Raw genomic sequence first — 12,337 nt, 5'->3', positions numbered from 1 at the left:
GCGTGTTCGGTTTTGTTGAACTCGCGGGTCCGTTCGGTTGGACTCGCGGGTTCGGAGCGTTGGACACGCGGGTTCGGGGCGTTGGACACGCGGGGGGTGGGGGGTACTTCGTGTGGGAGTGGCAGCACTTTTGATGGTTTTCGGCGAAAGAAGTGGCTGGAGGTTGCCCCAATCGGACTATTGCGGACCTATGTACCGCTGAGACAGTCTTCTTTGTGAGTTAGAGCACCGGTCTTCGATCGGGCACTCAACGAAGTGGAGCACCGGTGGCCCAGAGTCGCCCCGCAGACCAGGCAGGTCTGCGCCGAGGGAACCTCGCGCTGCTCGTGCGCACCCTGCGGGAGCACGGGGCGCTCTCGAGGGCACAGCTCGCGGTCCGTTCCGGGCTCTCCAAGGCCACCGTCTCCAGCCTCGTCACCGACCTCGAGGCACGCGGGCTCGTGCACGACGCCGGGGTCTCCGCCGGCGGGCAGGGCCGGCCCGGTCAGCTGGTCGACCTGCGGCCGGACGCGGTGTGCGGGGTGGGTCTGGACGTGCACGTCGGGCACGCCGGCGCGCTCGTGACCGACCTCGGCGGCGAGGTCCTCTTCCGGCGGAAGGCCGTCATCGACGTGCCGAACGCCGGGCCGGAGCGGACGCTGGACGTGCTCGCCGACCTCGCGACCGACGCGATGACCGGCCTCAAGAACGCCATCGGCGTCACCGTCTCCGTCCCCGGCCTGGTCGACACGCGCGCCGGCACCGTCACGTTCTCGCCGCGGCTGCGCTGGCGGGACGTCGCGCTCGCCGACGGCCTCGCCGCCCGCACGGACCTGCCGCTGGACCAGATCGTGGTCGACAACGACGCGAACCTCGGCGCGATGGCCGAACTGGCCACCATGGACGTCGCCGACCTCGTCTACCTGACCGGCGACTTCGGCATCGGCGGCGGCGTAGTCGCCGGCGGCCGGCTGATCCGGGGCGTCGGCGGGTTCGCCGGCGAGATCGGCCACATGGCGATGGACCCGCTCGGACCGTACTGCTCGTGCGGCCGCCGCGGCTGCTGGGAGACCCAGGTCGGGCTGGGCGCGCTGCTGCACGCCTGTGCCGACCCGGAGGACCCGATCCGCGACCCCGCACTCGACCTCGACCAGCGCATGCGCATGATCCGCTCCCGGGCGGAAGCACACGACCGGCGCACGCTCGACGCGTTGCACCAGATCGCCATCGCGCTGGGTGTCGGCGTCTCGTACCTGGTGAACCTGCTCAACCCGTCCGTCGTGGTGCTCGGCGGCTACTTCGCCGCGCTGCCCGAGTGGCTGGTCGAGCCGATCCGCAACCAGGTCGTGGCCTACGTCCTCGCACCGGGCGCCGGCGGCGCCCGGGTGGTCGGCTCGCGGCTCGGCTTCACCGCGGCCACCACCGGCGGCGCGCTGGCGTCGCTGCGCCGGGTGCTGGAGGACCCCACCGTCGTCCCCGTCGTCCAGACCCAAGAAGAGGAGGCGCCCGCGTGAGTAACCCCACGGACGAAGTGCTCTTGATGATGTCGGGGATCGTCAAGACCTTTCCCGGCGTCCGGGCACTGGACGGCGTCGACCTGGAGGTCCGGGCCGGCGAGGTGCACTGCCTGCTCGGACAGAACGGCGCCGGCAAGTCCACGCTGATCAAGACCCTGTCCGGCGCGCACCAGCCGGACGAGGGCCAGATCATCTGGCGCGGCAGGCCCACCCGGCTGACCTCGCCGGACGCCGCGCTCCGGCTCGGCATCGCCACGATGTACCAGGAGCTGGACCTCGTCGAGGGCCTTTCCGTGGCGGAGAACATCTTCCTCGGCCACGAGCCGGCGACGTTCGGGTTCTCCAACCGCCGCGCGGCCCGCAACCAGACCCGCGAGCTGATGCGCCGCCTTGGCCATCCCGAGATCCCGCCGGGCCGCGAGGTCGGGCTGCTCTCGGCGGCCGGCCAGCAGCTCGTGTCCATGGCCCGCGCGCTCGCCCACGACGCCCGGCTCATCATCATGGACGAGCCGACCGCCGCGCTCGCCGCGGACGAGGTGGACAACCTGTTCCGCGTCGTCGAGGACCTGACCAACGACGGCGTCGCGGTCGTCTACATCTCCCACCGGCTGGACGAGATCCGCCGCATCGGCGACCGGGTCACGGTCCTCAAGGACGGCCGCACGGTCGCGTCGAGCCTGCCGGCGGACACCCCGACCGGCGACCTCGTCAACCTGATGTCCGGGCGCATGGTGGAGACGGTCTTCCCGCTCCGCGAAACGTCCACTGTGGACGAGAAGAACGAGGTCCTGCGCGTGGAGGGCCTGTCCCGCACGGGGGAGTTCGAGGACGTCAGCTTCTCGGTCCACGCCGGGGAGATCGTCGGCATCGCCGGGCTCGTCGGCGCGGGCCGCAGCGAGGTGCTCGAAACCGTGTACGGGGCGCGGAAGTCCGACGCGGGCAGCGTCCGGGTCAACGGGCGGCGCCTGCGGCCCGGCAGCGTCAGCGCCGCGGTCAACGCGGGGGTCGGGCTCGCGCCGGAGGAACGCAAGAGCCAGGGCCTGCTGCTCGACCAGTCCGTGGCGGACAACGTGACGCTGGCGAGCCTGCCCGAGTACAGCACGTTCGGCTTCAGCGACCGGGGCAGGGAACTGAAGGACGCGCGCGCCACGCTGGAACGGCTCGACATGCGCCCGGCCGACCCGCGGCGGCTCGTGCGCACGTTCTCCGGCGGCAACCAGCAGAAGGCCGTGGTCGCGCGCTGGCTCGTGCGGGACTGCAAGGTCCTGCTGCTCGACGAGCCGACCCGGGGTGTGGACGTCGGCGCGCGGGCCGAGCTGTACCGGCTGATCCACGAACTCGCCGCGGCCGGGGTGGCCGTGGTGCTCGTCTCCAGCGAGGTGCCCGAGGTACTTGGCCTGTCCGACCGCGTGCTCGTCATGCGGGAGGGTCGCGTGCTCACCGAGGCGCCGGCCAAGGATCTCACCGAAGCGTCGATTTTGGACATGGTGATGGAAGGTAGCGAGGTAGTGGTGTGAGCGGAACTTGCGGAGCGAACCATCAGTATCCAGGGCGGCGCGGAGCGGAGGAGGCGACGCCGTGAGTGATGTGACCGATACGTCCACTGTGGAGGAAAGGCCGCCGGCGGTGCAGACCGCGCCGGCCAAGACGACATCCGGCCTGCGCTTCGACATCCGGCTGACGATCCTCATCGGCGTGCTCGTCGCGCTGTGCGTCGTCGGCTACGCGCTCAACTCGACCTTCCTGGGCGAGAACAACATCTCCATCATGCTGCGCCTCGCCGCGGCGATCGGCGTGGTCTCCGTCGGCATGACGTTCGTGATCATCTCGGGCGGCATCGACCTGTCGGTCGGGTCGATGGTCGCGCTGTCGAGCGTGTGGATGACGACGCTGGCCACGCAGGAGTACGGCCCGTGGGTCATGGTCCTGTGCGCGCTGCTGGTGGGCCTCGGCGCGGGGCTCATCAACGGCGTGCTCATCGCCTACGGCAAGGTCGTGCCGTTCATCGCGACGCTCGCCATGTACGCGTCGGCGCGCGGGCTCGCCGAGCGCCTGTCCGAGCGGCAGACGCAGGTCGTGCGTGAGCAGGGCTTCCTCGACTTCTTCCGCGGCGACTTCCTCGGCATCCCGGCGCTGATCTGGATGCTCGCCGTCGTGTTCGCGGTCGGCTGGATCGTGTTGAACCGCACCACGTTCGGCCGCCGCACCTTCGCCATCGGCGGCAACACCGAGGCCGCGCGCCTCGCCGGCATCAACGTCAAGCTGCACACGGCGATGGTCTACGCGATCGCCGGCCTGTGCTGCGGCATCGCCGCGGTCATGGTGGTCGCCCGCACCACATCGGGCGCCTCGACCAACGGCATGTTCTACGAACTGGACGCCATCGCGGCCGTCGTGATCGGCGGCACGCTGCTGTCCGGCGGTCGCGGCACGCTGATCGGCACCCTCATCGGCGTGCTGATCTTCACCGTCGTGAACAGCATCTTCACCCAGAACAACCTCGAGACCGACATCCAGAACATCGCCAAGGGCGTGATCATCGTCGCCGCCGTGCTGCTGCAGACGCTGACCTCGCGCCGCGCCAAGACCTAGTTCTCCGCCACCACAGAAACCATCAGTTCTCAGTACAAGGGAGTACCCATGGACCCGTCCCTGGCCCGTCGTCGATTCCTCCTCGGCGCCGGCGCGCTCGGTGCGAGCGCCTTAGCAGTCGCCTGTACCTCCAACGAGTCCTCCGGCGACACGTCGGGGCAGGTCGCGCAGGGCGGTGAGGACAACGCCAAGAAGGGCAAGCAGGTCACCATCGGCTTCGCCGCGCCGGCCGCGGACCACGGCTGGATCGCCGCGATCACGAAGAACGCCAAGGCACAGGCGGACGTGTTCAAGGACGTCACGTTCAAGGCCACCGAGGGCACAAGCAACGTGGACCAGCAGATCGCGCAGGTCGAGTCGCTGGTCAACGACAAGGTCGACGTCCTCGTGATCCTGCCCCAGGACGGCAAGGCACTGACCTCCGCCGGCCAGGAGGCCATGGACGCGGGCATCCCGGTGGTCAACCTGGACCGCGTCTTCGACACCCCGACCGCGTACCGGACGTGGATCGGCGGCGACAACTACCGCATGGGTTACAACGCCGGCCTCTACATCGCCGAGCAGATGAAGGCCAAGAACATCTCGAACCCGATCGTCGGCGAGGTGGCCGGCATCGACTCGCTGCCGCTGACCCAGGACCGCAGCAAGGGCTTCAAGGACGCGCTCGCCAAGAACGGGTTCTCGGTCGGCCCGCGCGTCGCCGCGGAGTTCACGGCGGAGTCCGGCGAGAAGCAGACGGCGAACCTGCTGCAGGGCGCCAGCAAGCTCGACGCGCTGTGGAACCACGACGACGACCAGGGCATCGGCGTCATGGCGGCGATCGACTCCGCGGGCCGCAACGAGTTCATCATGGTCGGCGGCGCCGGCTCGAAGAACATGATGGACTACATCAAGGCGGACAACAAAGTCATCAAGGCGACCGTCCTCTACAGCCCGTCGATGGCCTCGTCCGCCATCTCGCTGGCCCGGCTGCTCGGCCAGTCGAAGGGCATCGCGGACATGGCGGAGCACGAGATCCCCGCGTCCATCACGACGTACTCGGCCGTGGTCACCAAGAAGAACGTCGACGACTACCTGGACATCGGCTTCGACTCGTAACTCCCGCGGGTGTGGCAGCGCGTACTTCCCTGATGACAGACGGAGGGTGAGATGACTGAGGGCAGCGGGGGACGGATCGGGGTCGGCATGGTCGGCCACGCGTTCATGGGTGCGGTGCACTCGCACGCGTGGCGGACCGCGCACCGGTTCTTCGACCTGCCGGTGACACCGGAACTCGCCGTGCTCGGTGGGCGTGACCTCGCGCGCACCAAGGCAGCCGCGGCGAAGTTCGGGTGGGCCAGTGTGCAGACCGACTGGCGGGAGCTGGTCAGCTCGCCCGACGTGCAGATCGTGGACGTCTGCACGCCGGGCGACTCGCACTGCGAGATCGCGGTGGCGGCACTCGAGGCGGGCAAGCACGTCCTGTGCGAGAAGCCGCTCGCGAACACCGTCGAGGAGGCCGAGCGGATGGTGGCCGCGGCGGAGGCGGCCACGGAGCGCGGCGTGCGCTCGATGGTGGCGTTCAACTACCGCCGCGTGCCCGCGATCGCCTTCGCGCGCAAGCTCATCCAGGACGGCCGGCTCGGCGAGGTCAGGCACGTCCGCGCGCTCTACCTGCAGGACTGGCTCTCCGACGCCGACGCGCCGATGACGTGGCGGCTGCGCAAGGACAAGGCCGGTTCCGGCGCGCTCGGCGACCTCGGCGCGCACATCATCGACGCGACGCAGTTCCTCGTCGGTGACCTGCTCACCGGTGTCTCCGCGCTCACGACCACCTTCGTCCGCGAGCGGCCGAACGAGAGCGGCGACGGGGTCGACAACGTGACCGTCGACGACGCGGCCGTCTTCTTCGGACGGTTCGGGAACGGCGCGATCGCCACGTACGAGGCCACGCGGTTCGCGCTGGGCCGCAAGAACGGCATGTCGCTGGAGATCAACGGCTCGCTCGGCTCGTTGCGGTTCGGCTTCGAGGACATGAACGAGCTGTGGTTCTACGACGGCGCGAACCCGGGTGACGAGGCGGGCTTCCGGCGGATCCTCGTGACGGAGCCCACGCACCCGTACGTCGGGGCGTGGTGGCCGCCGGGGCACATTCTCGGCTACGAACACACATTCACCCACGAGGTGGTGGATTTCCTGCGGGCGATCCACGACGGGGTGAACTCCAGTCCGTCCTTCAGGGACGGACTCCAGGTGCAGCGGGTGCTCGGCGCGGTAGAAAGGAGTGCCGAGAACGGTTCACAGTGGACGGAGATTCCTGTATGACTGATTTCACCCCTCGCCCGGAACACAAGTTCAGCTTCGGACTGTGGACCGTCGGCTGGCAGGGCGTCGACCCGTTCGGCGTCGCCACCCGCGAGCCCATGGACCCCGCCCACGCGGTGGAGAAGCTGGCCGAGCTGGGCGCGTACGGCGTGTCGTTCCACGACGACGACGTGATCCCCTTCGGGTCGGACGACGGCGCCCGGCAGGCCAGGATCGCGAGCTTCCGCAAGGCCCTGGACGCCACCGGCCTGATCGTGCCGATGGCGACCACCAACCTGTTCACCCACCCGGTGTTCAAGGAGGGCGCGCTCACCGCGAACGACCGTGACGTTCGTCGCTTCGCGCTGCGCAAGGTCCTGCGCAACCTCGATCTGGCGGCCGAGCTCGGCGCGAAGACCTACGTCCTGTGGGGCGGCCGCGAAGGCGCCGAGTCGGACGTGGCGAAGGACGCCCGAGCCGCGCTCGACCGCTACAAGGAGGCGCTCGACATCCTGTGCGCGTACGTGCGGGAGCAGGGCTACGACATCCGCTTCGCGTTGGAGCCCAAGCCGAACGAGCCGCGCGGCAACATCTTCCTGCCGACGATCGGACACGCGATCGCGTTCATCAACGAGCTGGAGGAGCCGGACCGGGTCGGCCTCAACCCCGAGGTCGGGCACGAGCAGATGGCCGGTATGTCCGTCGTGCACGGGTACGCCCAGGCGCTGTGGCAGGGCAAGCTGTTCCACATCGACCTGAACGGGCAGAACGGACCCCGCTACGACCAGGACCTGCGGTTCGGCAACGGCGACGTCAAGTCGGCGTTCCTGTTGGTCGACCTGCTGGAGAACGGTGGTTACGACGGTCCGCGACACTTCGACTTCAAACCGGGCCGGATCGAGGACGAGGCCGGCGTGTGGGAGTCGGCCAGGGGCTGCATGCGCAACTACCTGATCTTCGCGGAGAGGGCTCGGGCGTTCCGGGCCGACCCGGAGGTCGCGGCGGCGTTCGAGGCGGCCCGCGCCGGTGAGCTGACCAAGCCGACGCTCGCCGAGGGCGAGAGCCTCGCCGACCTGCGTGCGGAGGAGTTCGACCCCGAAGAGGCCGCGCTGCGTGGCGCCGGCGTCGAGAAACTGGACCAACTGGCCCTGGAGCACCTTTTCGGTACTCGCGGCTAGCTGGAAAAGAATGCGGCGTCGCCCGACCGGCACGTCAGGCGACGCCGCGAACACGGAAAGGAGCCTCAACCCCTTCTCGCGGTCCCCATTTCGGTGAGAACAAGGAGAAAATACCAGTGCATCGCCACGGCACGAGTAAGAAGGCGGTTAAACCACCAGGGGTGAGGCGAGGGCTACGGGGTGTCTCCCGTTTTGCCGTAGCGGCACTCGCACTCCTGACCGGAGCCGGCATGGCGTCGGCGGAACCGGTCTCCGTGCGGCACGACACCACTGTCCTGGTCTTTTCCAAGACCGCCGGCTTCCGGCACGACTCCATTCCCGACGGCCTCGCCGCCATCCAGACCCTGGGCGAGCAGAACGGCTTCCACGTCGAGGCGACCGAGGACGCCGGCGCGTTCACGCCGGACAACCTGTCCCGGTTCGCCGCCGTCGTCTTCCTGTCCACGACCGGTGACGTGCTGGACGCGGACCAGCAGACCGCGTTCGAGAACTACATCAACGCGGGTGGCGGGTACGCGGGTGTCCACGCGGCCGCCGACACCGAGTACGACTGGCCCTTCTACGGCCAGCTCGTCGGCGCCTGGTTCAAGTCGCACCCGGCCATCCAGCAGGCCACGGTGGACGTCGTCGACCACAGCCACCCGTCGACCGCGACGCTGCCGGACCACCTGACCCGTACCGACGAGTGGTACAACTACCGGACCAACCCCCGGGCGAACGTCCGCGTGCTGGAAACCCTGGACGAGACCAGCTACGCCCCCGGCGCGGACGCCATGGGCGACCACCCGATCACGTGGTGCCACACGCAGTCGCAGGGCCGGTCCTGGTACACGGGTCTCGGCCACACCAAGGAGTCCTACACCGAGCCCGCGTTCCTGACCTCGCTCGCGGGCGGCATCAGGTACGCGGCCGGGCTCGAGGCGGCCGACTGCTCCCCGGCCGCGGACCCGAACCAGCCGCCGGTCGACGCGGACTTCGACCAGATCACCCTCGCCAAGGGCGAGGAGGTCACCGGTGAGCCGATGGCGCTGGCCGTGCTGCCGGACCGCCGGGTCATCCACACCTCGCGCGACGGCCGCGTCTGGCTGACCACGCCGGCGGCCACGACCACGCTCGCCGGCCAGATCCCCGTCTACACCCACGACGAGGACGGCCTGCAGGGCGTCGCGCTCGACCCGAACTTCGCCGAGAACCACTGGGTCTACTTCTACTACGCGCCACCGCTTTCCACCCCGGCCGGTGACGCGCCGCCGAACGGCACGGCAGCGGACTTCGCGCCGTTCCACGGCTACAACCAGCTGTCCCGCTTCACGTTCGTCGACGAGGGCAACGGCGGCGGCAGGATCGACCTCACCAGCGAGCAGCAGATCATGCGGGTCGACACCGACCGCGGCCGCTGCTGCCACGTCGGTGGCGAGATCGACTTCGACGGCGCCGGCAACCTGCTGATGTCCACCGGCGACGACACCGACCCGTTCGAGTCCGACGGCTACACGCCGATCGACGAGCGGCCCGACCGCAACCCGGCGTTCGACGCCCAGCGCACCGCGGGCAACACCAACGACCTGCGCGGCAAGGTCCTGCGGATCCACGTCGAGGCCGACGGCTCGTACACCATCCCGGCCGGCAACCTGTTCCCGCCGGGCACCGCGAAGACCCGTCCGGAGATCTACGCGATGGGCTTCCGCAACCCGTTCCGGATGGCGGTCGACAAGCAGACCGGCTGGATCTACCTCGGCAACTACGGTCCGGACGCCGGTGGCGCCAACCCGGCGCGCGGCCCCGGCGGCACCGTCGAGTTCGACCTGCTCAAGGGTCCGGGCAACTACGGGTGGCCGTACTGCGTCGGTGCCAACCAGCCCTACGTCGACTACGACTTCGCCACCGGCCAGTCGGGTCAGGCGTTCTCCTGTGACGCGCCGAAGAACACCAGCCCGCACAACACGGGCCTCGTCGACCTGCCACCGGCGATCGCCGCGTGGATCCCGTACGACGGCGGTTCCGTGCCCGAGTTCGGTACCGGTGGCGAGTCGCCGATGGGTGGCCCGGTGTACCACTTCGACCCGAACCTCGACTCGACGACGAAGTTCCCCGAGTACTACGACGGCAAGAACTTCGCGTACGAGTGGGACCGCGGCTGGATTCACACGATCGATGTCGGTCCGAACGGTGAGCACGGCGCCATCCAGCCGTTCTTCGACTCGATGACGCTGACCCGGCCGATGAACATCGAGTTCGGCCCGGACGGCGCGCTGTACGTGCTCGACTACGGCAGCGGGTACTTCGGCGGCGCGGCGGACTCGGCGCTCTACCGGATCGACTACACCAAGGGCAACCGGACACCGCAGGTGTCGGTCACCGCGGACAGGACGTCCGGCCCGGCGCCGCTGACGGTGACCTTCACCCCGCGGGCCGCCGACGAGGACGGCGGCGACCTGTCCTACGCGTGGGACTTCGACGGTGACGGCACCACGGACTCCACCGAGGAGGGCCCGGTCTCGCACACCTACGCCGAGCCCGGCCAGTACTCGGCGAAGCTGTCGGTGACCGACCCGACCGGGTTGACCGGCGCGGCGAGCGTGGTCGTGACCGCGGGCAACACCGCGCCGACGGTGAAGCTGGAGACCCCGGCGAACGGCGGGTTCTTCGGCTTCGGTGACCGGGTGCCGTTCAAGGTCACCGTGACCGATCCCGAGGACGGCACGATCGACTGCTCGAAGGTGACCGTGGAGTACATCCTCGGCCACGACAACCACGGCCACCCGCTGTCGCGGGAGACCGGGTGCGAGGGCACGATCAGCACGCCGGCCGACGAGGGCCACGGCGCGGACGCCAACGTGTTCGGTGTCATCCACGTGAGCTACACCGACACCGGCGCGGGCAACGCGCCGCCGCTGCTCGGGCAGGACGAGGTCGTGCTGCAGCCCAAGCTGAAGCAGGCCGAGTTCTTCAACGAGCAGAACGGCATCCAGATCGTGACCGCGGACGGCGCGAGCGGTGGCCGGCGGGTCGGCTACATCGACCCGGGTGACTGGATCAAGTTCGACCCGGTGAACCTGACCGGGGTGACCGCGATCGGCTACCGGGTTAGCGCCGGCGGTCCGGGCGGCACGATCACCGTGCACAAGAACGCGGTGGACGGCCCGGTCGTGCAGACGGCGCACGTACCGCCGACCGGCAGCCCGGACAGCTACGTCGACCTCGCGCCGGCACCGATCACCGACCCGGGCGGCTCCGGGCCGCTGTACCTGGTGTTCGACGGCAACGGCGGCGGACTGTTCGACGTGGACGACATCCAGGTCGAGGGTCCCGGTGTCGTGGGCGGTGGCGGCGAGCCGCAGACGTGCCGGCCGTGGACGCCGGACAGCGGCTACACGGCCCTGTACGACGGCACCGCGGGGAGCCTGGCGAACTGGACGCACTCCGGGCCGGGCAGCGTCGAGCAGCAGGACGACTGCACGCTGCGGACCTTCGGCGGTCTGGGTCTGCTCTCCTACAAGGACGAGTTCCACGCCTACAGCCTGAAGCTGGACTGGAAGGTCGCCGGTGACGACAACTCCGGTGTCTTCGTGGGTTACCCGGACGTCGGCGACGACCCGTGGGTCGCGGTCAACCAGGGTTACGAGATCCAGATCGACGCGACCGACGAGCCGGACAAGACGACCGGGTCGATCTACTCGTTCCAGTCGGCGGACATCGCGGCCCGCGACGCGGCGCTGAAGCCGCCGGGTGAGTGGAACTCCTACGAGATCGTGGTGCAGGGCCAGACCATCAAGGTCTACCTGAACGGGTCGTTGATCAACTCGTTCGTGAACAACGACCCGGCACGCGACCTCACGCAGGGTTTCGTCGGCATCCAGAACCACGGCGACGGCGACGACGTCTGGTTCCGGCACATCCAGCTCAAGGAGATCACCGACACCGCGGCGCCGGTGACGACGGCGACGTTCGCGCCGCCGGCGGCGTCGGGCTGGCACCCGGGCACGGTCCCGGTCCAGCTGTCGGCGACCGACGAGGGCCAGGGTGTCGACCGCGTCGAGTACAAGTTGGACAGTGGGGCGTGGACCACCTACACCGGCGTCGTCGACGTGACCGGCGACGGTAGCCACACCCTGCTGTACCGGGCGGTCGACAAGGCCGGCAACGTCGAGGCCGAGAAGGCGGCGACCATCAAGATCGACGCAACGCGGCCGACGCTCCTGGTGGCCGGCGTGGCCAACGGCCGGGTGTACGGCGACGCCACCGACGTGGTGCTGTCGTGGCACGCGGAGGACGCCACGTCCGGGGTCGCCTCCGTGGTGGGTGCGGTGGACGGCGCCCTGGTGGAGTCCGGTCGGGCGGTGGCGCTGTACCAGCTGCCGCTCGGCATGCACGGTTTCGCGGTGACGGCGACCGATGTGGCGGGCAACGTCACGTCCCAGTCGCTGACGTTCGCCACGACGACGTCACTGCGGGACATCGCCCAGCTGCTGGACCGGTTCCGCGCGACGAACCGGCTGTCGCTGTCGGCGTACACCACGCTGTCGGCGCAGCTCGCCAAGGCCCGCAAGGCCGAGGCGAACGGCAACGACGCCAAGGCGGTGCGTGAGTTGGGGAAGTTCCTGACCATGGTCGGCGACGGCCGGGTCACCGACGCGGACGTGCGTGCCACGTCGGAGCGTGACAGCCGGGCGGTCATCGATTCGATCAACGGGGTTGAGGTATTGCCCCAAGCGGTGAACGCCCGTTAAGTGAGAGCGGGCACCCGGTGGGCCGGCGACGCGACGCAGCGGCCGCCGGCCCATCGGG

Annotated in this window: 7 protein-coding genes; all 7 read left to right on the top strand. The window is 69.5% G+C overall.

What is annotated here, in order from left to right; translation table 11 throughout:
* The first annotated feature begins 266 nt into the window (after positions 1-266).
* Entirely contained in the window at positions 267-1,493 is a 1,227-nt protein-coding gene (locus ACJ73U_RS35540) for an ROK family protein (protein ID WP_407782139.1), read from the top strand.
* A gap of 29 nt (positions 1,494-1,522) precedes the next feature.
* Positions 1,523-3,013, top strand: a complete 1,491-nt coding sequence (locus tag ACJ73U_RS35535) for a sugar ABC transporter ATP-binding protein (RefSeq protein WP_407782171.1) — start codon at positions 1,523-1,525, stop codon at positions 3,011-3,013.
* 109 nt (positions 3,014-3,122) lie between these two features.
* Positions 3,123-4,088 carry an ABC transporter permease gene (locus ACJ73U_RS35530; RefSeq protein WP_407782170.1) on the top strand — a complete coding sequence of 322 codons (966 nt, stop codon included), beginning with the start codon at positions 3,123-3,125 and terminating at the stop codon, positions 4,086-4,088.
* 48 nt (positions 4,089-4,136) lie between these two features.
* Positions 4,137-5,186 (top strand): substrate-binding domain-containing protein, encoded by a 1,050-nt coding sequence (locus ACJ73U_RS35525; protein WP_407782138.1) that lies wholly within the window; start codon positions 4,137-4,139, stop codon positions 5,184-5,186.
* A 51-nt stretch (positions 5,187-5,237) separates the two neighbouring features.
* Complete coding sequence (locus ACJ73U_RS35520) at positions 5,238-6,392, top strand: Gfo/Idh/MocA family protein (protein WP_407782137.1); 1,155 nt, start codon at positions 5,238-5,240, stop codon at positions 6,390-6,392.
* Positions 6,389-7,549: a xylose isomerase gene (gene xylA, locus ACJ73U_RS35515; RefSeq protein WP_407782136.1), complete on the top strand. Its 1,161-nt coding sequence runs from the start codon at positions 6,389-6,391 to the stop codon at positions 7,547-7,549. Before ACJ73U_RS35520 ends, xylA begins: the two co-directional genes overlap by 4 nt.
* A 230-nt stretch (positions 7,550-7,779) precedes the next feature.
* On the top strand, positions 7,780-12,279 hold the full coding sequence (locus ACJ73U_RS35510; protein ID WP_407782135.1) for a ThuA domain-containing protein: 4,500 nt from the start codon (positions 7,780-7,782) through the stop codon (positions 12,277-12,279).
* Positions 12,280-12,337 lie beyond the last annotated feature (58 nt).

This window comes from Actinophytocola sp. (assembly GCF_045807065.1).
Lineage (GTDB): Bacteria > Actinomycetota > Actinomycetes > Mycobacteriales > Pseudonocardiaceae > Actinophytocola.
The sequence above is the reverse complement of the archived record's forward strand: the minus strand, read 5'-3'. Positions and strand labels throughout refer to the sequence as shown.

Coding starts and splice junctions, on each gene's coding strand:
- ACJ73U_RS35535 (WP_407782171.1), top strand. CDS start 1,523: ATGTCGGGGATCGTCAAGACCTTTCCCGGCGTCCGGGCACTGGACGGC.
- xylA (WP_407782136.1), top strand. CDS start 6,389: ATGACTGATTTCACCCCTCGCCCGGAACACAAGTTCAGCTTCGGACTG.
- ACJ73U_RS35525 (WP_407782138.1), top strand. CDS start 4,137: ATGGACCCGTCCCTGGCCCGTCGTCGATTCCTCCTCGGCGCCGGCGCG.
- ACJ73U_RS35520 (WP_407782137.1), top strand. CDS start 5,238: ATGACTGAGGGCAGCGGGGGACGGATCGGGGTCGGCATGGTCGGCCAC.
- ACJ73U_RS35510 (WP_407782135.1), top strand. CDS start 7,780: ATGGCGTCGGCGGAACCGGTCTCCGTGCGGCACGACACCACTGTCCTG.